The sequence below is a fragment of the Roseivivax sp. genome, assembly GCF_054552075.1.
Genome location: NZ_JBTOLZ010000024.1, coordinates 25,661 through 48,218, shown reverse-complemented (window position 1 = coordinate 48,218; position 22,558 = coordinate 25,661). Strand labels below are relative to the sequence as shown.

18 protein-coding genes are annotated in these 22,558 nt (G+C 70.2%); 6 read left to right on the top strand and 12 right to left on the bottom strand.

Annotated elements, in window-relative coordinates:
• The first annotated feature begins 1 nt into the window (after position 1).
• Genes ACX938_RS16110 through ACX938_RS16090 form a run of 5 tightly spaced genes read left to right on the top strand, consistent with a single transcriptional unit; the run spans position 2 to position 3,008 of the window.
• The gene (locus tag ACX938_RS16110; RefSeq protein WP_459431812.1) at positions 2-460 is read left to right on the top strand and encodes an HPr kinase/phosphorylase; all 459 of its coding nucleotides are present in this window, start codon (positions 2-4) and stop codon (positions 458-460) included.
• Between the two features lie 6 nt (positions 461-466).
• Positions 467-1,396, top strand: a complete 930-nt coding sequence (gene rapZ / locus ACX938_RS16105; protein WP_232753923.1) for an RNase adapter RapZ — start codon at positions 467-469, stop codon at positions 1,394-1,396.
• Positions 1,393-1,809 carry a PTS sugar transporter subunit IIA gene (locus tag ACX938_RS16100; RefSeq protein WP_232753922.1) on the top strand — a complete coding sequence of 139 codons (417 nt, stop codon included), beginning with the start codon at positions 1,393-1,395 and terminating at the stop codon, positions 1,807-1,809. The genes rapZ and ACX938_RS16100 overlap by 4 nt, the downstream gene beginning before the upstream one ends.
• Before the next feature lie 22 nt (positions 1,810-1,831).
• Positions 1,832-2,110, top strand: a complete 279-nt coding sequence (locus ACX938_RS16095; protein WP_232753921.1) for an HPr family phosphocarrier protein — start codon at positions 1,832-1,834, stop codon at positions 2,108-2,110.
• Between the two features lies 1 nt (position 2,111).
• Positions 2,112-3,008: a lysophospholipid acyltransferase family protein gene (locus tag ACX938_RS16090; RefSeq protein ID WP_459431811.1), complete on the top strand. Its 897-nt coding sequence runs from the start codon at positions 2,112-2,114 to the stop codon at positions 3,006-3,008.
• Positions 3,009-3,101: 93 nt separating this feature from the next.
• On the opposite strand, the gene ACX938_RS16085 is transcribed toward ACX938_RS16090, so the two are convergent.
• The 12 genes from ACX938_RS16085 to ACX938_RS16030 form a co-directional block, all read right to left on the bottom strand.
• Positions 3,102-3,515, bottom strand: coding sequence for a PaaI family thioesterase (locus ACX938_RS16085; protein ID WP_459431810.1), 414 nt, complete (start codon positions 3,513-3,515; stop codon positions 3,102-3,104).
• Between the two features lie 40 nt (positions 3,516-3,555).
• Positions 3,556-4,218 carry a ligase-associated DNA damage response endonuclease PdeM gene (gene pdeM, locus ACX938_RS16080; RefSeq protein WP_459431809.1) on the bottom strand — a complete coding sequence of 221 codons (663 nt, stop codon included), beginning with the start codon at positions 4,216-4,218 and terminating at the stop codon, positions 3,556-3,558.
• Positions 4,219-4,493: 275 nt separating this feature from the next.
• On the bottom strand, positions 4,494-6,938 hold the full coding sequence (locus tag ACX938_RS16075) for a ligase-associated DNA damage response DEXH box helicase (RefSeq protein WP_459431808.1): 2,445 nt from the start codon (positions 6,936-6,938) through the stop codon (positions 4,494-4,496).
• A gap of 848 nt (positions 6,939-7,786) precedes the next feature.
• Positions 7,787-8,374, bottom strand: coding sequence for a VOC family protein (locus ACX938_RS16070; RefSeq protein ID WP_459431807.1), 588 nt, complete (start codon positions 8,372-8,374; stop codon positions 7,787-7,789).
• A gap of 510 nt (positions 8,375-8,884) precedes the next feature.
• Positions 8,885-9,961: a BMP family ABC transporter substrate-binding protein gene (locus ACX938_RS16065; protein WP_459431806.1), complete on the bottom strand. Its 1,077-nt coding sequence runs from the start codon at positions 9,959-9,961 to the stop codon at positions 8,885-8,887.
• A gap of 41 nt (positions 9,962-10,002) precedes the next feature.
• Positions 10,003-10,926 carry an ABC transporter permease gene (locus ACX938_RS16060; protein WP_232753914.1) on the bottom strand — a complete coding sequence of 308 codons (924 nt, stop codon included), beginning with the start codon at positions 10,924-10,926 and terminating at the stop codon, positions 10,003-10,005.
• A complete protein-coding gene (locus tag ACX938_RS16055) occupies positions 10,926-12,011 on the bottom strand; it encodes an ABC transporter permease (RefSeq protein WP_232753913.1) in 1,086 nt (361 codons plus the stop codon). Before ACX938_RS16055 ends, ACX938_RS16060 begins: the two co-directional genes overlap by 1 nt.
• A 75-nt stretch (positions 12,012-12,086) precedes the next feature.
• On the bottom strand, positions 12,087-13,610 hold the full coding sequence (locus ACX938_RS16050; protein ID WP_459431805.1) for an ABC transporter ATP-binding protein: 1,524 nt from the start codon (positions 13,608-13,610) through the stop codon (positions 12,087-12,089).
• Entirely contained in the window at positions 13,577-14,521 is a 945-nt protein-coding gene (xdhC, locus tag ACX938_RS16045; protein ID WP_232753911.1) for a xanthine dehydrogenase accessory protein XdhC, read from the bottom strand. The genes ACX938_RS16050 and xdhC overlap by 34 nt, the downstream gene beginning before the upstream one ends.
• Entirely contained in the window at positions 14,518-16,947 is a 2,430-nt protein-coding gene (xdhB, locus tag ACX938_RS16040) for a xanthine dehydrogenase molybdopterin binding subunit (RefSeq protein WP_459431804.1), read from the bottom strand. Before xdhB ends, xdhC begins: the two co-directional genes overlap by 4 nt.
• Positions 16,944-18,335, bottom strand: coding sequence for a xanthine dehydrogenase small subunit (gene xdhA, locus ACX938_RS16035; protein WP_459431803.1), 1,392 nt, complete (start codon positions 18,333-18,335; stop codon positions 16,944-16,946). Before xdhA ends, xdhB begins: the two co-directional genes overlap by 4 nt.
• Positions 18,336-18,514: 179 nt before the next feature.
• Positions 18,515-18,688 carry a hypothetical protein gene (locus ACX938_RS16030; RefSeq protein ID WP_459431802.1) on the bottom strand — a complete coding sequence of 58 codons (174 nt, stop codon included), beginning with the start codon at positions 18,686-18,688 and terminating at the stop codon, positions 18,515-18,517.
• 125 nt (positions 18,689-18,813) lie between these two features.
• Between ACX938_RS16030 and dnaE the strand changes: the two genes are divergently transcribed.
• A complete protein-coding gene (gene dnaE, locus ACX938_RS16025) occupies positions 18,814-22,326 on the top strand; it encodes a DNA polymerase III subunit alpha (RefSeq protein ID WP_459431801.1) in 3,513 nt (1,170 codons plus the stop codon).
• Positions 22,327-22,558 lie beyond the last annotated feature (232 nt).

The window sequence follows — 22,558 nt, the reverse complement described above, 5'->3', positions numbered from 1 at the left end:
CATGTGCGCCAGCCCGACCCCGGGCGCCCCGGACCAAGGCGACACCCCCGAGGTGGTGCATGGCTCGGCCGTCGCCTTCGACGGGCGGGCCTGCCTGATCCTCGGCCCCTCGGGCAGCGGCAAATCGGCCCTGGCGCTGGAGCTCTTGGCGCTGGGTGCCGGGCTCATCGCCGACGACCGGGTGATCCTGCGCCGCGAGGGGCACGCGCTCCGGGCCGAGGCGCCCGCGGCCATCGCGGGACTGATCGAGGCGCGGGGCGTCGGCCTCTTGAACGCCCCCGCCGCGCCGCCCGCGGCCCTTGCCCTGGTGGTCGACCTCGGCACGCCCGAGACCGACCGTCTGCCACCCTTCCGCGAGCGCCACATCGCGGGCGTCACGCTGCCCTGCCTTCACAACATCTCGCGCGCGGGTTTCGCAGCGGCGATCCGGCAATATATGCTGCATGGCAGAAAGCACTGATCCCCGATGACCGACGACAGCCAGACCCCGCGCGTGATCCTCCTGACCGGCCCTTCGGGCGCCGGGCGCACCACCGCCATCAACGCGCTCGAGGATTTCGGCGTCGAGGCGATCGACAACATCCCGCTCTCGCTGATCCCCCGGCTTCTCGAGGCGCCGATCGGGGCGGGCGGCATCGCGCTGGGCGTGGACGTGCGGAACCGCGACTTCGCGGTGCCGGCGCTGCTCGACCTCGTGGCGGCGCTGCGGGCGCGGGAAGACGTGCGGCTTGAACTGCTCTTCGTCGATTGCAGCCGCGAGGTGCTGATCCGGCGCTTCTCCGAGACCCGGCGGCGGCATCCGCTCTCGCCCGACGCCTCGCCCGAAGAAGGCATCGACGAGGAGCTCGCGCTGCTCGACCCGGTGCGCGCCGCCGCCGACAGCCTGATCGACACCAGCGCCACCAGCCCGCACGACCTGCGCGCCGAGGTGGCCCGCCGCTTCACCGCCCCCGAGGAGGCGCGGCTGACCGTGTCGCTGGTCTCCTTCTCCTACAAGCGCGGTCTGCCGCAGGGCGCCGACATGATCTTCGACTGCCGCTTCCTGCGCAATCCGCACTGGGACACGGCGCTGCGCTCGGCCACCGGGCTTTCGGCCCAGGTGCAGGACTACATCGCCGAGGACGCCCGCCTCGCGCCCTTCCTGGAACGCATCGGGGGGCTTCTGCGCTTCCTGCTCCCGGCCCATCGCGAGGAGGGCAAGACCCATGTCACCGTGGGGATCGGGTGTACCGGGGGGCAACACCGCTCGGTTGCCGTAACAGAAAGCCTGGCCGGCGCTCTTGCAGAGAGCGGGTGGCAGGTGTCAATTAGTCACCGTGAGCTGGAGCGCCGGGGCATCCTCACCCCGGGCCGCGACAGGCTCGCCGACGGCGGAAAGGATGGAAGCCAGCCTTGATCGGAATCGTCATCGTGGCGCATGGCGGATTGGCGCGGGAGTACCTCGCGGCGATCGTGCATGTCGTGGGCGAACAGCCGGGCATCCGGGCCATCGCGATCGAGGCCGACCATGACCGCTCCGCCAAGCAATCCGAGATTTGCGACGCCGCCGATGTGGTCGACCAGGGCCAGGGCGTGGTGATCGTCACCGACATGTTCGGCGGCTCGCCCTCGAACCTGTCGCTCCTGGCCTGCCAGCCCGACAACCGGCGGATCCTCTACGGGGCCAATCTGCCGATGCTGATCAAGCTGGCGAAGTCCCGCCATCTGGCGGTGCCGGATGCGGTGCGCATCGCGCTCGAGGCCGGGCGCAAGTATATCGACAGCCAGAACATCGGGCCGGGGGGCGTGGCGCCCGCCAAGACGGCCTGAGACAAAAGCCAGGGCAGGGCCGATGACCGACAGCGTGCGCCGCGAGATGAAGATCGTGAACGAAAAGGGCCTGCATGCGCGGGCCTCGGCCAAGCTGGTCGAGGTGGTCGAGGGCTTCGACGCCCGCGCCGAGGTCAGCCGCGACGGCATGTCGGCCGCGGGCGACAGCATCATGGGGCTCTTGATGTTGGCCGCCGCCAAGGGCGCCACGATCAACGTCGAGACCTCCGGGCCCGACGCGGCGCCCCTGGCCGACGCCATAGAGGCGCTGGTCTCGGACCGGTTCGGCGAGGGCAACTGACATGCGCCCCGACCTCTTCGAGGCGCCGGGGCGCACCGGCGATCCGCCCGAGCCCCCGGTCGAGGTCACGCCGGTCCAGGCCCCCTACGACAAGCGCAAGCTGAGCTACGCCAATACCTTCGCGAGCCCCTGGAAACGCGGCACGATCCGCGCGCTGGAATGGCTGACCGGCAAGCTGACGCTCCTGCGCATGGTCCGCCGCTTCGAGCGCATGGGCCTCGTCGAGGGCCAGGCCTTCTGGCAGCGCGCGCTCGACATCATGGGCATCGCGCTCGAGACCCCGCCCGAGGAAATCGCCCGCATCCCCGCCAAGGGGCCGGTGATCGTGGTCGCGAACCACCCTCACGGGCTCGTTGACGGCATGGTCCTGGCCGAGCTGATCGGCCGGGTGCGCGACGACTACAAGATCCTCACCCGGTCGCTGCTGACCGGGGTCGACGAGGTCCAGCGCTTCATGATCCCGGTGCCCTTCCCGCATGAGCCCGACGCGCGCCAGCAAAGCCTGAAGATGCGCCGCGAGGCGATGGATCACCTGGCGGCGGGCGGGGTGATCGTGCTGTTTCCCTCGGGCGTTGTGGCCTCCTCCGACAGCGCCTTCGGCCCGGTGATCGAGCGCGACTGGAACCCCTTCACCGCCAAGATGGTGCTGCGCTCGGGCGCGACGGTGGTGCCGATCCGCTTCTCGGGGCAGAACTCGCGCGCCTACCAGGTGGCTAACCGGCTCTCCGCGACGCTGCGCCAGGGGCTCCTGATCCACGAGGTGGTGGCGGCCTGCGGGCGGCCCCAAGCGCCGATCGTCGGCACGCCACTCGGGCCCGAGGAGATCGCCGAGCTGGCCCCCGAGGGCCGCGAGCTGAGCGCGCGGCTCCGGGCGCTGACCATGGGGCTCAACCGCTAGAGGCGGCGGCGCGTGGCGCGGGGCGCGCGCTCGGCCCAGCTTGCAGCGCCATTCTCAGAAAATGGAAATCTCGCCTCGGGGCCGGCCCGCGCCTCAGCCCGCCGGCACCGGGATCATCGTTCCGGTCAGAAGCGCCACATGCCGCTCCGCGCCCTCGGCGTCCACCGCGTGCACATCAGCTGCCACCACGATCAGCCGCCGCCCGGGCTTCACCACCCGCCCGCGGGCGATGAGTGCCACGCCCTTCGGCGCGGCGAGGTAATGGATCTTCATCTCCGAGGTCACCACCTCCATCTCCTCGGAGAGGGTGGTCAGCGCCGAATAGCCCGCCGCGCTGTCGCCGATCGAGAAGGTCAGCCCGCCATGGGCCAGCCCCTGCTGCTGCAGCACATGCGGCGCGAGCGGCACGGTGATCTCCACCGCGCCGGGCGTGACCTGCGCGAGCCGCGCGCCGAGCGTCGCCATCAGGCTTTGCCGGTCGAAGGAGGATTGGATGCGGTCCTGCATGGCGCGCATCAAGGCATGGGGCGCGCGCGCCCGCAAGCCCCTAGCGCGGCATCGGGATCGCCAGCGGGCGCGGCCCGGTCAGGATCGCCTGGGCGTCCCGCGCCATCAGCCCGGTCAGCGCGGCATGCGAGGACCAGAGCCCGCCGGTATAGGCCCCGTAGGCCGGCAGGATCAGCCGCGCCGCATCGACCAGGAAACAGGCCCGGGTGATCGACCGCCCGCGCAGCGCCATGCGCGCCTTGGGGTGGTAGTGGCCCGAGACCTCGCCCGCGCCCTCGGGCGTGGCGATATGGCGGAAGGTGAGCGGGCCGCGCCGGGCCTCCGCGGCATGGGTGCCGCCCACCGCGACGGGGCCCGGGTCGTGGTTGCCCTCGATCCAGAGCCAGCGCCGCCCGGCCTGCAGCCGCGCGATCCAGAGCTGCTGGTCCTCGGGCAGGGCGGCGCTGGCGCCGGCGTCGTCGAAACTGTCGCCAAGGCAGATCACCTCGCGGGCGCCGGTCGCGGCGAGGTCGGCGTCGAGCCGGCCCAGCGTCTCGAGCCCGTCGTAGGGCGGCAGCATGGCCCCGCCCTGTGGCACCAGCCGCGCGCATTTGCCGAGATGCAGGTCGGAGACGACCAGCAGGGCCTCATCGGCCCAGAAAAGCGCCCCGGAGGGCAGCGCCGCGAGCCGCGCGCCGCGGAAGGTGAAACCATGGGTGTTCATGGCCTGTTCTTAGGCCCGTGACCCCGGCAGGCGCAACCCCGCGCGCGGCGTCACAGTGGGCCGGGCGGGCCCAGGCGCCGAGTGGTGCGGAGGGGCTGCGATGCGCGGTCCGGCGGTGCGGGGGGGCGGGCGCGCGAGCCGGGTGGCGCGGCGGGGCTGCGACGTGCGGCACGGCAGTGCGACAGTGCTTCGACCCTGCCGGTGCGGTGCAACGGCTGCGCTGGACGCACGCCGGGCTGTGCGGCGGTCCTTGCCTCAGCGCCCGCCCCGCCCGGCTACCAGGGCACCCGCCAGGCCGGCTTGGCCGGGGCGTCGACCTCGGCCAGCCCCGACTGGTCGAGAAGTCGCGTCACCTCCTCCTCGATCAGCCGGTCGTCGGCGCTGCCGCGGATCGGCACCCGGCCGGGCTCGAGGAAGAGCGGCGCCGCCAGCGGCGTCACCCGGCTCATCCGGTGCAGGTCGATCCGGTCGCCGACCCGGTGACACATCTCGCGAATGCGAGCGAAATCGACGAGCCCGCGCATGGCCTCTTCGCGGGTGATCTGCAGCATCAGGTGGCCGGGGTCGTATTTCACCAGCGTGTCGTAAAGGATGTCCGAGGACATGGTCGCCTGCCGCCCGGACTTGCGCTGCCCGCCGACCTGCCGCTCGATCAGCCCCGCGATATTGGCCGAGGCGCGGAAGGTGCGCTTCATCACCGCGTTGCCGGTCAGCCAGGTCTCGAGCCCCGCCTCGAGCCGCGCGATGTCAAACAGCGGCCGCGGGTCGGTCACCGCGTCGAGCCCCCAGATCAGCGTGGCGTAATCGGTGGCGACGAAGCCCATGGGAGCGAGGCCCTCTTCCTCCATGCGCTTGGTCAGCAGAAGCCCCAGCGTCTGCATGGCGTTGCGCCCGGCGAAACCGTAGACCACCAGCTGTTCGCGCCCGTCGTGCGGGAAGCTCTCGATCAGGAGCCGCCCGGGTTCCGGCAGCCGCGAGACCTCGGACTGCAGGCGCAGCCAGTCGGCGGTGTGATCGGGCAGGGCGGCCCAGTCCTTCTCGCGGAACATCCGCAGGATGCGCTCGGAGAGCTGCGTCGAGGTGGCGAACTTGGTGCCCATGAAGGTGGCGATCTTGGGCTTGCGCACGGCGTCGCGGCTGACCTCGACGACCATCTCGCGCAGGCCCTCGTAGCGCACGATCTGCCCGCCGATCAGGAAGGTATCGCCCGGGGTCAGCGAGGCGGCAAAGCCTTCCTCGATCTCGCCCAGGGGTTTGCCGCCGCGCCCGCGCATCCGCACCTTCAGCGTGTCGGTGTCCTGGATGGTGCCGATGTTCTGCCGGATGCGCGCCGCCGAGCGCGGGTCGCGCAGCTCCCAGAGGCCGTCCTCGCGCTGCCGGATGCGCCGCCACTGGTCGTAGGCCCGGAGCGCGTAGCCGCCGGTGGCGCAGAAATCGAGGCAGGCGTCGAACTCGGCCCGGGTCAGCCCCGCGTAGGGCCCGGCCGCGGACATCTCGGCATAGAGCATGTCGGCGTCGAAGGGCCCCGCGGCGGCGGCGATCAGGATGTGCTGGCAGAGGACATCGCGCGGCCCCGGCCCGCGCGGCTCGCCGTCGAGGTCGCGGGCCCGCACCGCCTCGAGCGCGGCCAGGCATTCCACCACCTCGAAGCGGTTGGCGGGCACCAGGAGCGCCTTCGAGGGCGCGTTGTAGCGGTGGTTCGCCCGCCCGATGCGCTGCACCAGCCGCTTGACGTTCTTCGGCGCGCCGACCTGGATCACCAGGTCCACGTCGCCCCAGTCGATACCGAGATCGAGGCTGCCGGTGCAGACGATGGCGCGCAGCTGGCCCGCGACCATGGCGGCCTCCACCCTCTCGCGCTGGGCGCGGTCGAGGCTGCCGTGGTGAATGCCGATCGGCAGGCTCTCTTCGTTGGCGAGCCACAGGTGGTGGAAGAAGATCTCGGCCTGCGCGCGGGTGTTGTGGAAGATCAGCGTGGTGCGGTGCCGGCGCACCGCCTCGAGGACCGCGGGGATGGCGTATTTCGCGCCGCCGCCGGACCAGGGCGGGGCCTCCTCGGTGCGCAGCATGGAGATGTCGGGCTCGGGGCCCGGGTCGGCCTCGAGGATCTCGCAGGGGTCGGGGTGGCGCGCGACCAGTTTCGCGATGGCCTCGGGGTCGTCCACCGTGGCCGAGAGCCCGACGCGCCGGAGCCCCGGCGCCAGCCGCTGCAGCCGCGCCAGCGCCAGCATGAGCTGGTCGCCGCGTTTCGACTCCGCCAGCGCATGGACCTCGTCGATGACCACCCGCTGGAGCCCCGCGAAGGTGCGCGCGGCGTCCTCGTAGGAGGTCAGGAGCGCCAGGCTCTCGGGCGTAGTCAGCAGGATATGCGGCGGGTCGGCGCGCTGGCGCTTCTTGGTGTGGGACGAGGTGTCGCCGGTGCGGTCCTCGATGCGGATCTTCAGGCCGGCCTCCTCGACCGGGCGGCGCAGGTTGCGCTTGATGTCCGAGGCCAGGGCCTTGAGCGGGCTGACATAGAGCGTGTGCAGCCCCGGGCTTGCTGTTTCTCCGAGCTCGGCGAGGCTCGGCAGGAAGCCCGCCAGCGTCTTGCCCCCGCCGGTTGGCGCGATCAGCAGGAGCGCGGGTGCGCTGGCGCGGTCGAGCATGGCGCGCTGGTGCGGGTGCATCTGCCAGCCCTGGGCGTCGAACCAGGTTTGCAGCGGGGCGGGGAGGTCGGTCATGAGAGAGATATCTGGGCCGGGAGGCCGGTGAGGGAAAGCGGTGCGGGGGGATTGGGGGGAGATTTTTTGGGTTTTTTGGGGCTGGGGGAGCGTTGGGCAGCTTGGCCTATCGTCTTAACGCTTCATCAACCAATCCCGCCAAATACCACCGCGCGCCATCCCCCGATCATCCGCCCCCCCCTCCACACCGGACATTTTACGCACACCGTAAAATCCCCGCGCCCCTTGCGCCCGAACAGCATCGAAGATGCCGGGCGCGCGCCGGACCGGCCCGATGGGCCGGCGCTCTTGTGGGCGGTGTGCCTAGTTCGTCTCTAGTCCTGACCTGGCCGGGATAAAGCGCTTAGCTCCGAGGTTGGCGGCGCCGGCCCCCGGTCCGGCGCGCGCCCTTTGGTGGGAGTTGTGGCAAGGGCAGAGCGCGTGGCTTCTGCAGGTGGTCTTCTGGCCAGCCGGCGGCACCAGCGTGCTCCGGTTCAGCCAGCGCTTCTTGCGCCCGAATAGCACCGAAGGTGCCGGGCGCGCGCCGGAACGGCCCCCCGGGACGACGCGCTTGGGAGTGGTGCGCAAAGCTTGTCACCAGCCCTGACCTTGTCGGGATAAATCGCGCAGCTCAGAGGTCGGCAGCGCCGGCCCCCGGTCCGGCGCGCGCCCTTTGGTGGTGTGAGTTAATAGGGGGAGGGCGCGGGATAAGGGTTGAAGCGCCCCGGGCCGGCCCGTTGGACCAGCGCTCTTGTGCGTGGCGCGTTTGGTTCAAGGTTTGCCCTGACCTGGGAGAAACAAAGTGCCTATCTCAGAGGTCGCCAGCGGCGGCCCCCGCTTCGACGCCCCCCTCTCCAGACCCAGCCCCCTCAGCCGCCGTAGGGATCCCGCGGGCCGCGGTCCTCGGAGAGGCTTTGCTGGCGGCGCGAGACCAGCGCCTCGATCGCATCGGCGAGATGGATCTCGGCGATGTTGTAGTCGCCCCGCGACACCCGGATGCGATGCGCCTCGATCATCACGTCCGCATGCGAACAGCCCATCGGCGGCTCGAAGCGGTAGCAGGCCAGCTCGATCAACAGCCCCAGCGGGTCCTTGAAGTAGATCGAATCCATGAAGCCCCGGTCCTTGGGGCCGGAATGGGTGATGCCGCGCTCGTCGAGCCGCTCGACCACCTGCGACCAGACCGCCTTGGAGACGTTGAAGGCGATGTGATGCACGCAGCCCGCATCGGTCGGCGTGCGCGCGTGCTGGGCCTTGCGCTTCTCGTTGGTGAAGATGGTGATCAGCCGCCCGTCGCCGGGATCGAAGTAGAGATGACCCTCGTCGGGATTGTCGAGATTGGGCTGGTCGAAGATGAAGGGCATGCCGAGGACGCCCTCCCAGAAGTCGATCGAGCTCTGCCGGTCGGCGCCGGTCAGGGTGATGTGATGCACGCCCTGTGCCTGGAGCTTGCGCATGGGGGGCTCTCCTCGGTTGTCCTGCCAGCGCCATGATAGCGCGGCGGGTGGGGAAATCATCGGTTTGGTTTTGGGGAGTGGTGGGCCGGGGAGCGCGGCCCTTTCGGGCCGCGGCGGGGGCTCTGCCCCCGGACCCCCGGAGTATTTCCGGCCCGGCCATGCGCAAGAGGGGGCGGGTTGCGGGTGGCGGTTCGGTGGGGGTGCCGGTCTGGAGGTGGAGAGGGGCGCGCGTGGGCCAGTTTGGCGGGGTGTTCTGCATTGGGAGACGTTTGCGCGGGTTGAGTGCTTTTGGAGGGCGCGCGGTCGCTGGAGCCGGCGCTGCGGGTGGATCGGGAGCGCTGTGGCTTGCGGGCGGTTTGAGATGTGCCGCGAACGCGGGCGCGGGCGACCGCGCAGCCGCCGGGGAGGCCGCCCGCCCCGGCACGAAAAAGCCCCGCGCGCCGGGTGGGGCACGCGGGGCCTCGGAGCGCCGGGGGCGGGGCCCCGGCCTTTTCGGTCAGGCGGTCAGCCTCAGTTCGGGATCTCGCCGGTCAGGCCTTCGACGTAGAAGTCCATGCCCAGGAGCGTGCCGTCGTCGGCGGTCTCGCCCTCGGCGAGCCAGACCGAGCCATCCTGCTTGTTGATCGGGCCGGTGAAGGGGTGGTACTCGCCCGAAGAGATGCTCTCCTTCAGCGCCAGGGCCTCTTCCTTGACCTCGGCGGGCACGGCCTCGGAGATCTCGCCGATCTCGACCATGCCGGGCGCGATGCCGTCCCAGGTGTCGACCGACTCCCAGCTGCCGTCGATCACCGCCTGCACCCGGTCGATGTAATAGGGCGCCCAGTTGTCGATAATCGAGGAGACCCGCGGCTCGGGGCCGAACTCGGCCATGTCCGAGGCCTGGCCGAAGGTGATCACCCCGCCGGCTTCCTGCGCGGCGGCCTGCGGCGCGGTGGAATCGGTGTGCTGCAGGATCACGTCGGCGCCGTTCTCGATCAGGGCGCGGGCCGCGTCGGCCTCTTTCGCCGGGTCGAACCAGGTGTAGGCCCAGACGATCGAGAACTCGACCTCGGGGTTCACCTTCTTGGCGTGCAGATAGGCCGCGTTGATGCCGCGGATCACCTCGGGGATCGGGAAGGAGGCGATATAGCCGATCTTGTTGGTCTCGGTCATCGAGCCCGCGATATGGCCCTGGATCGCCCGGCCTTCGTAGAAGCGCGCAGAATAGGTCGAGACGTTGTCGGCGCGCTTGTAGCCGGTGGCATGCTCGAACTTCACGTCCGGGAACTTCTCGGCCACCGCCATGGTCGGATCCATGTAGCCGAAGGAGGTGGTGAAGATCAGGTCGGCCCCCGAAAGCGCCATCTGGGTGATCGCGCGCTCGGCGTCGGCGCCCTCGGGCACGCTTTCCTGGTAGACGGTCTCGACCTGGTCGCCGAAGTGCTCTTCGACGGCGAGGCGGCCCTCGTTGTGCTCATAGGTCCAGCCGCCGTCGCCGATCGGGCCGACGTAGATGAAGCCGACCTTGACCGGGTCGTCCTGGGCGAAGCCCGCGCCCGCGCTCATGGCGAGCGCCGCGGCCGAGGCCAGAAGGGTTCTGCGATACATTTTTGGTCTCCCTGTTGTGGTTGGATCGCGCCCCGGGCGTATCAGGCCGAGGCGTGGAAGGGGCGTCCCAGCGAGGCGGGCGCGCCATGGGCTCCCCGCGCCGAGATGATCACGAGCACGAGAATGGTTATCAGGTAGGGGGAGGCGGACAAGAGCGCGACCGGCACCGCGGCACCCGCGGCCTGCAGGTTCAGCTGCAGCACCGTCACGCCGCCGAAAAGGTAGGCGCCGATCAGCACCCGGCCCGCGCGCCAGGAGGCGAAGACCACGATGGCGAGCGCAATCCAGCCGGCGCCCGCGGTCATGCCCTCGGTCCATTGCGGCACCCGCACGAGGCTGAGGTAGGCGCCGCCGAGCCCGGCGCAGGCGCCGCCGAAGGCGATGGCCATGAGCCGCACGCGCACCACCTTGTAGCCCAGCGCATGGGCGGCGTCGTGGCTTTCGCCCACCGCCCGCAGGATCAGCCCGGCGCGGGTGTATTTCAGGAAGGCCCAGACCGCCGCCACCAGCGCCAGCGAGAGATAGACCATGATGTCATGCGAGAAGACCATGCGTCCCAGGACCGGCAGGTCCGAGAGCGGCCCGAGGTCGAGCCGCGGCAGGGTCGGGGATTTCATCCCCTCGTAGGGTTTGCCGATCAGCGAGGAGAGCCCGAGGCCGACCAGCGTCAGCCCCAGCCCGGTCGCCACCTGGTTCGACAGGAAGACCTGGGTCAGGAGTCCGAAGCTCAGCGACAGGATCGCCGAGGCCAGCGCCGCGGCCAGGAAGCCCGGCACCGGCGAGCCGGTGTTCACCGCCACCGCGAAGCCCACCACCGCGCCGGTGATCATCATGCCCTCGACGCCGAGGTTCAGCACGCCGGATTTCTCCACCACCAGTTCGCCGATGGCGGCCAGCAGGATCGGCGTGGCCGAGACCATGACCGAGGCGAGCAGCAGGACGGGCGAGATCGAGGAAAGGTCCATCAGGCTGCCACTCCCTGGCCGATGCGGATACGGTAATTGGTGAAGACGTCGACGCCCAGGAGGAAGAACAGCAGCATCCCCTGGAAGAGCTGGATCGAGGCGCCGGGCACCCCCAGCATGAGCTGCGCCAGCTCGCCGCCGATATAGGTCAGCGCCATCAGGAGCCCCGCGAGCAGGATGCCCACCGGGTGCAGCCGCCCGAGGAAGGCCACGATGATCGCGGTGAAGCCGTAGCCCGAGTTAAAGTCGATCGAGATCTGCCCGGCGGGGCCGGTGACCTCGAAGAGCCCCGCGAGGCCCGCCAGCGCGCCCGCGGTGCCGAGGCAGAAGATCACCACCCGCGCGGGGTTCACCCCCGAGAACCGCGCCGCGCGCGGGGCCTCGCCCGAGAGGCGGATGTTGAAGCCCTGGATGTGGCGCGCCATCAGGACGTAGGCGCCGATCACCGCGATGAAGGCCGCGACCACGCCCCAGTGCATGCCGGTGTCGGCGAAGATCTCGAGGTTGGCCGCCGCCTCCCATTCGCGGAAGTTGCGGCTGCCGGGGAAGCCCATGCCCTCGGGGTTGCGCAGAAGGCCCGAGGAGACCGAGGCGAGGATCGATTCCGCCACATAGACCAGCATCAGGGAGACCAGGATCTCGTTGGTGCCGAAGCGGGTCTTCAGGATCGCCGGGATCATCGCCCAGGCCCAGCCGCCAAGCGCGCCGGCCAGCACCATGAGCGGGAAGATCAGCGGGCTTTCGGACGGGTAGAGCGCCAGGCCCGCGGCGGCGCCCGCGACCGCGCCCATGATGTATTGTCCTTCGGCGCCGATGTTCCAGATGCCCGCCCGGAAGCCGATCGACAGGCCGATGGCGATGAGGATCAGCGGCCCGGCCTTCACCAGGAGCTGCGGGCGCGAATAGGCGGCGAACTGCGGATTGAAGAGCGGGTCCCAGAAGATCGTGCGGATCGCCTCGAAGGGATCGGCGCCGAGCACCGCGAAGAGGAAGCCGCCCACCACCATGGTCAGCAGCACCGCCAGGATCGGCGACAGGAGCGTCCAGAGCCGCGAGGGCTGGGGGCGTTTCTCGAGCCGGATCATGCGCGGACCTCCGTGGCGGCTTGGGTCAGGGCGGGCCGGGGCGCGCGCGGGGCGGCCCGGTGCGGGGGCAGGGGCTCAGCTCTGCGCATCGGCCACCTCCATGTCATGGGCGCCGCCCATCATCAGGCCGATCTTCTCGATCGTCAGCTCGGCGACCGGGCGGGCCTCGCTCAGCCGGCCCTCGTTCAGCGCGGCGAAGCGGTCGGAGATTTCCAGAAGCTCGTCGAGGTCCTGGCTGATCACCAGGATGCCCGCGCCCTGGGCGGCGAGGTCGAGCAGCGCCTGGCGGATCGCGGCGGCGGCGGCGGCATCGACACCCCAGGTCGGCTGGTTGACCACCAGCACCTCGGGGTTCTGCAGGATCTCGCGGCCGATCACGTATTTCTGCAGGTTGCCGCCCGAAAGCGCCCGGGCGGCGGTCTGCGCCGAGGGCGTGCGCACGTCGAAACGTTCGATCACCCGTTCGGAGAAGCGTGCGGCGCCGCTCCAGTCGATGAAGCCGTTGCGCACCAGCCCCTCGCGGCGGGCGGCGGTCAGGACGCCGTTCTCCACAAGGCTCATGTTGGGCGCGGCGGCATGGCCGAGCCGCTCTTCGGGGCCGGACAGAAGGCCCGCGTCGCGGCGCACCACCGGGCCCATGCGGCTGACGTCGCCGCCCTTGAAGAAGATCGTGCCGCGGGGCGCCAGCCGTTCGCCCGAAAGCGCGGCCAGAAGCTCGTCCTGGCCATTGCCCGCGACCCCGCCGATGCCCAGCACCTCGCCCGCGCGCAGCGACAGCGAGACCGCACGCAGCGGCGTGGCGAAGGCGTCGGGGGCGGGCAGGCTGAGCTGCCGGGTCTCGAGAAGCACCTCGCCGGGCGTGGTGGTCTTGGCGGCGGGCGTGGCGAAGCTCGAACCGACCATCATCTCGGCCAGCTCCCGCGCGGTGGTCTCGGCCGGCGTGCAGGTGGCGACCTTCTGGCCGAGCCGCAGGATCGTCGCGGTGTCACAGAGCGCGCGGATCTCCTCGAGCTTGTGGCTGATGTAGAGGATCGAGGTGCCTTCGGAGCGCAGCTTGCGCAGGGTCTCGAAGAGGATCTCGACCTCCTGCGGGGTCAGGACGCTCGTGGGTTCGTCCATGATCAGGAGGCGCGGGTCCTGCAGGAGGCAGCGGATGATCTCGACGCGCTGGCGTTCGCCCGCCGACAGCGTGCCGACGGTGCGATAGGGATCGAGCGGCAGCCCGTAGGCCTCGGAGACCTCGCGGATCTGGCGCGCCAGATCGCGGGTCTTGGCCGGGGTCTCCATGCCAAGCGCGACGTTCTCGGCCACCGAAAGCGCGTCGAACAGCGAGAAGTGCTGGAAGACCATGGCGACGCCGGCGCGGCGCGCCTCGGCGGGCTCGGAGGGGGCGAAGGCGCTGCCAGCCATCTCCATCTGCCCGGCGTCGGGCTTCACCAGCCCGTAGATCATCTTCACCAGGGTCGATTTGCCGGCGCCGTTTTCGCCGAGCAGCGCGTGGATCTCGCCACGGCCGATCTCGAAGGAGACGTCGTCATTGGCGACGACGCCGGGATAGGCCTTGGTCAGGCCCCGGAGGCTGAGAAGTGGCTGTCCCAATCGACATGTTTCCCTGTCTTTTCAGTGTGAAGTAGCTCCGCGGCGACGCCGAGCGCAATGGCCTGAGGGTGCTTGCCCAAGGATTTCTGCCCGATCGGGCAGCGGATGCGCGCGATTTCACCGTCGCCGTGGCCCAGACCGGAGAGCCGCTTGCGGAAGCGCGCCTTCTTGGTGGCCGAGCCGATCAGCCCGGCGCTGTCGAAGCCGCGCTGCAGAAGCGCGTGGCAGAGCGCCAGGTCGATCTCGTGGCTGTAGGTCAGGATCAGATGCGCAGCCTCGCGCGGGGCATTGGCCGCGAGCCGCGGCAGATCGGCGGCGGGCAGGGGCGTCACGCCCGGGGGGATGTCGTCGGGAAAACGTTCGGGCCCGGTGTCGGCCCAGAAGATCGCGAACTCGGGCAGGGGCGCCAGGACAGAGACCAGCGCCCGCCCGACATGGCCCGCGCCCCAGATCCAGAGCGGGCGGCGGGCCTCGGTGACGGGCTCGAGCATCCAGCCCTCGACCAGCCGGGGCGTCGGCGCGGCGCGGCCGGCGCGGATCTCGGAGAGCGCGCGGCGGACGGCAAGCGGCATGGGCTCGGCACCGCGGGCGAACAGGCCCTCTTCGGGCACTTCGGCGAGGTTCTCGGCGTCGAAATGTTCGGTCAGAAGCGTGACCCGCCCGCCGCAGCACTGGCCCATGTCGGGGCCGAGCGCGTGACGGCTGAGCCCGGAGCGGCCCGCGCGGGCGGCGCGGGCGGCCTCGTATTCGAGCGTGCCGCCGCCGATGGTGCCCGCCTGGCCCTCGGGCCAGACCAGCATGGCGGCGCCGGCCTCGCGCGGGGCCGATCCGGCGGTCTCGGCCACCACGACCCGGGCGATGCGCCCCTTCTCGGCCACCAGGCGGGCAAGATCGGCGCGCGCGAAGCTCACCCCCGGGCCCTCCGCACCGCCGCGAGCACCCGCTCGGGCGTCGCGGGCGCGTCGAGCGCGGGATAGTTCGGCCCGGCCGCCGCCACCGCGTCGGAGAGCGCGAAGAAGACGGACATGCCCAGCATGAAGGGCGGCTCGCCCACCGCCTTGGAGCGGTAGATGGTCTGGGCGGGGTTCTCCTCGTCCCAGAGCGCCACGTTGAAGACGTCGGGCCGGTCGGAACAGGCAGGGATCTTGTAGGTCGAGGGCGCATGGGTGCGCAGCCGGCCTTCCTCGTCCCAGACCAGTTCCTCGGTGGTCAGCCAGCCCGCGCCCTGGACGAAGCCGCCCTCGATCTGGCCCATGTCGATGGCCGGGTTCAGCGAGCGTCCGCAGTCGTGCAGGATGTCGGTCCTGAGGATCCGGTGCTCGCCGGTCAGCGTGTCGATCACCACCTCGGAGCAGGCCGCGCCATGGGCGAAGTAGAAGAACGGCTTGCCCTGGCCCTTGATCCGGTCCCAGGCAAGGCCCGGCGTCTTGTAGTAGCCGGTAGAAGACAGGCTCACCCGCCCCTCGTAACAGAGCTTCGCGGCCTCGGCGAAGTCCAGCGTCTCGCCACCGACAGTGACCTGGCCGCCCTCGAAGCGCACGTCGCCCGGCTCGGCCTGGTTGCGCTCGGCCAGGAAGGCGGCCATGCGGTCGCGGATGGTCTCGGCGGCGGCACGCGCCGCCATGCCGTTCAGGTCCGAGCCCGAGGAGGCCGCCGTGGCCGAGGTGTTCGGCACCTTGGAGGTATCCGTGGCGGTGATCTTCACTGCCCGGGCGTCGAGCCCGAAGGTCTCGGCGGTGACCTGGGCGACCTTCTGGAAGAGCCCCTGGCCCATCTCGGTGCCGCCGTGGTTCAAGGCCAGGCTGCCGTCCTGGTAGACATGCACCAAGGCGCCCGCCTGGTTCAGATGCGTCAGCGTGAAGGAGATGCCGAATTTCACCGGGGTCAGCGCGATGCCGCGCTTGAGATGCGGGCTCTCGGCGTTCCAGGCGGCGATGGCCTCGCGGCGCGCAGCGTAGTCCGCGCTCTCCTCGAGCCGCCGGGTCATGGCGCCCAGGACAAAATCCTCGACCGCCATGCCGTAGGGCGTGGTCTGCGCCCCGGGCGTCGGAGTGGGCGCGGGGCCCGGCGCGGCATTGCCGACCGCCCCGCGCGAGGCGAGATCGGCCTGCGTGTCGGCGGGCCGGGGCGCGGCCTCGGCGGCGGTCTTCGCGGCTTGGGCTTCGGCGGGCCCGGGCGGCACCGTGCCCTCCGGCTTCTCCGCGTAGTAGTTCCGCCGCCGCACCTCGAGCGGGTCGAGCCCCAGCTCATGCGCGATCTGGTCCATCACCCGCTCGATGCCCATCATGCCCTGCGGCCCGCCGAAGCCGCGAAAGGCGGTGGCGGACTGGGTGTTGGTCTTCAGCCGGTGGCTGTCGATCCGCGCGGTGGGCAGGAAATAGGCGTTGTCGGCATGCAGCATCGCCCGGTCGGCAACCGGCAGGGACAGGTCCTGCGCCCAGCCGCAGCGCACCAGGTGGGTGAACTCCACCCCCGCGAGCCGCCCTTCGGCGTCATAACCCGCGCGGTATTCGATGCGCAGGTCGTGGCGCTTGCCGGTGATCGTCATGTCGTCGTCGCGGTCGTAGCGCATCTTCACCGGGCGGCCGGTCTTGGCCGCGACCACGGCGCAGGCGACGGCCAGCGCGTTGCCCTGGCTTTCCTTGCCGCCGAAGCCGCCGCCCATGCGGCGCGTCTCGATGCGGACCGCATGCATCGGCAGGCCAAGCGCGTCGGCCACCTTGTGCTGGATCTCGGTGGGATGCTGGGTCGAGGCATGCACCACCATGTCGCCGCCTTCCTGCGGCAGCGCCAGGGCGGCCTGGCCCTCGAGGTAGAAATGCTCCTGCCCGCCGATCTCGATCTCGCCGGAGACTTGGTGCGGGGCGGCGTCGATGGCCTCGCCGGCGTCGCCCTTCTCCCAGACCCTTGGGCCTTCCTCGAAGCGGCTGTCCCCCTCCAGCGCCTCGTCGACGGTGAAGATCGCGTCGCGCTTCTCGGTCTTGAAGACCGCGCGGCGCGCCGCCTTGCGGGCGTTCAGATGGCTGTCGGCGGCGACCACGAAGACCGGCTGGCCGAAGTAGCGCAGCGAATGGCCCGAGAGAAGCGGCTCGTCATGCGCCGAGGGCGAGCAATCGGCGGGCCGGTCGAGATCCGCGGCCTCGAGGACCAGCGCCACGCCCGGGCTTTGCCGCACCGGCCCGAGGTCGAGCGCGGTGATCCGCCCCCGCGCGATGGGCGCCAGCCCGAAGGCCAGGTGCAGCGTGTTCGCGGGCAGGGGAATGTCGTCGATGTAGCGCGCGGCGCCGGTCACATGCAGGGCCGCGGCGTCATGGGGCAGGGGTTTTGCAACGCTCATGCCGTCACCTCCAGCACCGACACCGCCTGGCCCTTGGTCTCGGCCAGGTAGCGGCGCAGCATGTTACGCGCGGCCTCGAGCCGGTAGTCGGCCGAGGCGCGCATGTCACTCATCGGGGTGAAATCCGTCTCGAAGGCCTCGAGCGCGGGGGCGATGCCCGCCTCGCTCCATTCCGCGCCGATGAGCGCCTCCTCGACCGCGGCGGCGCGCTTCGGCACGCCGGCCATGCCGCCGAAGGCCACGCGGGCGGCGCTGACGCTGCCCTCGGAGACGGTCACGTCGAAGGCGCCGCAGATCGCCGAGATGTCCTGGTCGAAGCGCTTCGAGAGCTTGTAGACCCGGAAATCCGGCGCCGTCTTCGGGAAGCTCACCGCCTCGACGAATTCGCCGCGGGCGCGGTCCTGCTTGCCGTAATCGAGGAAGAACTCCTCGAGCGGCATCTCGCGGCGGTTGTCGCCGGCGCGCAGGTGCAGCGTCGCCCCCAGCGCGATCAGCGCCGGCGGGTTGTCCCCGATGGGCGAGCCATTGGCGATATTGCCGCCGATGGTCGCCGCGGCGCGCACCTGCGCCGAGCCGTAGCGGCGGATCATCTCGGCGTAGGAGGGCAGGCTCGGGGCCACGGCCTGCATCACGCGGTCCATGCTGACGCCCGCGCCGATGCGGAAGTGGCTGTCGCTCTCCTCGATCTCGGCGAGATCGGCGCAGCGGTTGAGGAAGATCACCTCTTCAAGCTCGCGCAGGTCCTTGGTCACCCAGAGGCCCACATCGGTCGCCCCGGCGATCAGCGTCGCCTCGGGGTGGCGGGCATAGGTGGCGGCCAGCTCGTCCGCGGTCTCGGGCGCGAAGACCCGGCCGCTTTCGGCGCCGGGCTCGACGCCCGCGCCGCCCGGGGCGGGCAGTGCCTCGGTCATCCAGTCGGGCACCGGGGCGCTGGCCGCGGCCTCGGCGGCGCGCACGATCGGCGCGTAGCCGGTGCAGCGGCAGAGGTTGCCCGCCAGCGCGTCGTCGTAATCGCTAGCGCCCTTGGCATGGGCCACCGCCATGGAGACCACGAAGCCCGGCGTGCAGAAGCCGCATTGCGAGCCGTGGTGGTCGATCATCGCCTGCTGCACCGGGTGCAACGCGCCATCGGGGCCGGAGATGCCCTCGACGGTGCGCACCGCGCGGCCGTTGAGCTGGGGCAGGAAGAGGATGCAGGCGTTGAGCGCCCGCGCGCCGGTGCGGTCGTCGGTGACCATCACCGTGCAGGCGCCGCAGTCGCCCTCGTTGCATCCCTCTTTCGTGCCGGTGAGGCCGCGCTCTTCGCGCAGCCAGTCGAGCAGCGTGACCGTCGGGTCCACGTCCCTCAGCTCGACACTCTCTCCATTCAGAAGAAAGCGGATATTCATGGTGAAACTCGCGCCGCGTTACTTCGCGCCCGTGGAATGCGCGCCCTCGATGCGGCGTAGAAGGCGGCGGGCCGGGTCGTGTCTTCGACCCCGGAGGCTAGGGGCGCGGGCGAGGTCTTGGCAAGAAAAATCGTGCCCCGCGCCGAGACGCGGGGGCCTGCCGCCCGAAGCTGCGGCGCTCAGTTGCCGCTGTTCTGCAGCGCCTCGCCGGTGTTCTCGATCGCGGTGCCGACGTTTTCCTGGGTCTCCTCGAGCGCGGCTTCGCCCTCGGGGCTGAGCTCGATGAAGCCGAAATAAAGAAGCACCGCGATGACGATCGCGACCAGGACGACAAGACCGATCAGACGGGACATGGCAGGCCACCTTTCCTTCCAGTTGCGGTCGGATAACGCCGCAAGGGGCGCTTGGGATCCGCCTTGGGCGGATTGTCCTCTTTCGTGGCTTTCGGGCCGGGCCCACCCAACATAGTGTGGGGGACATGGCCGATCCCCGATTCATCCACCTCCGCGTTCACACCGAATATTCCCTGCTCGAAGGGGCCGTGCGGCTGAAGAAGCTGCCCGGGCTCTGCGCCGGCATGGAGATGCCCGCGGTCGCCGTGACCGACACCAACAACCTCTTTGCCGCGCTGGAGTTCTCGGTGACGGCCGCGGGGGCGGGCATCCAGCCGATCATCGGCTGCCAGGTCGATCTGCGCTACGTCGAGCCGGGCACCGGCGAACGCCCGAAGGATCCCGCGCCGGTGGTGCTGCTGGCGCAGTCCGAGGTGGGCTACGAGAACCTGATGAAGCTCAACTCCTGTCTCTACCTGCGGGGTGACGGGGAGCTGGCGCATGTCACCGTGGAAGAGCTCGAGGCCCATTCCGAGGGGGTGATCTGCCTGACCGGCGGGCCCGACGGGCCGGTGGGCATGTTGCTCCGGCAGGGCAGCCGCGGCGCGGCCCAGGCGCTTCTGGTGCGGATGCACGCGATCTTCGGCGACAGGCTCTACGTCGAGCTGCAGCGCCACCCCGGAGAGGAGGGCGCCCCCGAGGCCGAGCGGATGACCGAACGCGGCTTCGTCGAGATGGCCTACGAGATGGGCGTGCCTCTGGTCGCCACCAACGACGTCTATTTCCCCAAATCCGAGATGTACGAGGCGCATGACGCGCTGATCTGCATCGCCGACGGCGCCTATGTCGACCAGCAGGAGCCGCGCCGCCGGCTGACCCCGCAGCATTACTTCAAGTCGCCGCAGGAGATGGTGACGCTCTTCGCCGATTTGCCCGAGGCGATCGAGAACACCGTCGAAATCGCCAAGCGCTGCGCCTTCAAGGCCGAGAAGCGCGCGCCGATCCTGCCGCGCTTCGCCGACGACGAGGTCGAGGAGCTGCGCCGCCAGGCCAACGAGGGCCTGCAGAAGCGCCTCGCGGTGATCCCCCATGCCGACAGCGTCGAGGCCTACCAGGAGCGGCTCGATTTCGAGCTGGGCATCATCGAGGGCATGGGCTTCCCCGGCTACTTCCTGATCGTGGCCGACTTCATCAAATGGGCCAAGGACCACGACATCCCGGTCGGGCCGGGGCGGGGCTCGGGCGCGGGCTCGCTCGTGGCCTATGCGCTGACCATCACCGACCTCGACCCGCTGCGCTACAAGCTGCTTTTCGAGCGCTTCCTCAACCCCGAGCGGGTCTCTATGCCCGACTTCGACATCGACTTCTGCATGGACCGCCGCGAGGAGGTGATCCGCTACGTCCAGGAGAAGTATGGCCGCGACAAGGTGGGCCAGATCATCACCTTCGGCGCGCTCCTGTCGAAGGCCGCGGTGCGCGACGTGGGCCGGGTCCTGCAGATGCCCTACGGCCAGGTCGACCGGCTGTCGAAGATGATCCCGGTGGAAGGGGTGAAGCCCGTCTCCATCGAAAAGGCGCTGACCGACGAGCCGCGCCTGCGCGAGGAGGCCCGCGCCGAGGAGGTCGTCGACCGGCTCCTGACCTACGGCCAGCAGGTCGAGGGGCTCCTGCGGAACGCCTCGACCCACGCGGCGGGCGTGGTGATCGGCGACCGCCCGCTCGATCACCTGGTGCCGCTTTACCAGGATCCGCGTTCGGACATGCCGGCCACCCAGTTCAACATGAAATGGGTGGAACAGGCGGGCCTGGTGAAATTCGACTTCCTCGGCCTGAAGACGCTGACGGTGATCCAGAACGCGGTGGACCTGATCCACAAGTCCGGCCGCGACCTGCACATCGGTGCCGACGGCGCCACCATCTACGAGCCCTTCGAGGGCGCCGAGAACGACATCGGGCAGATCCCGCTCGACGACGAGGTGACCTACCGGCTCTATTCCCGCGCCAAGACGGTCGCGGTCTTCCAGGTGGAAAGCTCGGGCATGATGGATGCGCTGAAGCGCATGAAGCCCACCTGCATCGAGGACATCGTGGCGCTGGTGGCGCTGTACCGTCCCGGCCCGATGGAGAACATCCCGGTCTATTGCGAGGTCAAGAACGGCCAGCGCGAACGCGCCGGCATTCACCCTTCGATCGATCATATCCTCGACGAGACCCAGGGCATCATCGTCTACCAGGAACAGGTGATGCAGATCGCCCAGGAGATGGCGGGCTACTCGCTTGGCGGCGCCGACCTCTTGCGTCGCGCCATGGGCAAGAAGATCCAGGAGGCGATGGACGCCGAGAAGCCCAAGTTCATCGAGGGCGCCAAGAAGAACGGCGTCGACGACGACAAGGCGGTCGAGGTCTGGAACCTGCTCGACAAGTTCGCCAACTACGGCTTCAACAAGTCGCACGCGGCGGCCTATGCGGTGGTCAGCTACCAGACCGCCTGGCTCAAGGCGAACCACCCGGTCGAGTTCATGGCCGGGGTGATGAACTGTGACATCCATCTCACCGACAAGCTGGCGATCTACTTCGAAGAGGTGAAGAAGGGGCTTGAGCTGCCCTGGGTGCCGCCTTGCGTGAACCGCAGCCAGGCCGCCTTCGACGTGCAGGACGGCAAGCTGATCTACGCCCTCGGCGCGCTGAAGAACGTCGGGCTGGAGGCGATGCGGCTGGTGGTCGACGCACGGCTGGATGAGAACGGCCGCGACAAGCCCTTCGCCACGCTCTACGACCTGGCGCGGCGGGTGGACCTCAAGCGCGTCGGCAAGCGGCCGCTCGAGATGATGGCCCGCGCCGGCGCCTTCGACGTGCTCGACAAGAACCGCCGCCGGGTCTTCGACAGCCTCGACGCGCTGGTCGCCTATTCCGCGGCGGTGCACGAGCAGAAGAACTCCAACCAGGTGTCGCTCTTCGGCGAAGCCGGCGACGACCTGCCCGAGCCGCGGCTCGCGCCGGTCAACGACTGGCTGCCCGCCGAACGGCTGGCCGAGGAGTTCAAGGCCATCGGCTTCTACCTCTCGGGGCATCCCCTCGACGACTACCTCGCGGCGCTGAAGCGCAAGGGGGTGCTGACCCTCGAAGAGGTCACCCGCAAGGCCGAAGGCGGCGCGCTGGTCGCCAAGCTCGCCGGCAGCGTCGCCGGCCGGCAGGAGCGCAAGTCCGCCCGCGGCAACCGCTTCGCCTTCTGCCAGCTCTCCGATCCGACCGGCGCCTACGAGGTGACGCTGTTCTCCGAGACGCTGGAGAAGTCGCGCGAACACCTCGAGACCGGCGCCAAGGTGGTGATCACCGTCGAGGCCACCATGGAGAGCGACCAGCTGAAACTGCTCGGCCGCTCGGTCGCGCCGGTCGACGTGGCGGTGGCGGACGCCGGGACCTCGGGCCTGCGGATCTACATCGAGGACCAGGGCGCCATCGCGCAGATCGCCTCGGTCCTGAGCCGCGCCTCGGAGCAGCTGCCCAAGGCCGGGCGCGGGCCGGTGCACCTTTGCCTCGCCCACGACGGGCTGCCCGGCGAGGTGGAGATCGGCCTCGAGGAGCAGTTCCCGGTGACGCCCGAGATCAAGGGGGCGATCAAGTCGCTCTCGGGGATCATGGACGTGGTGGATTTCTGAGGCTGTTTCAGCGGTTTTGATGGCATGTTTGGTGGGGTCCGGGCCGCCTGCGGCGCCCCGGACCCGGTGAGGGGGCTCTGCCCCCTCTGCGGGCGTGCCGCCCGCATTCACCCCCGAGGTATTTGGACAAGCTGAAGGGCGGAAGGGGGTGTGCTGGGTGCGCGGGTGTGCGCTGGGCCGGCGGGTGCGGCTGGTTGTGGGGGCGGGATTTTTTGGGGGTGTCGGGCTGGCT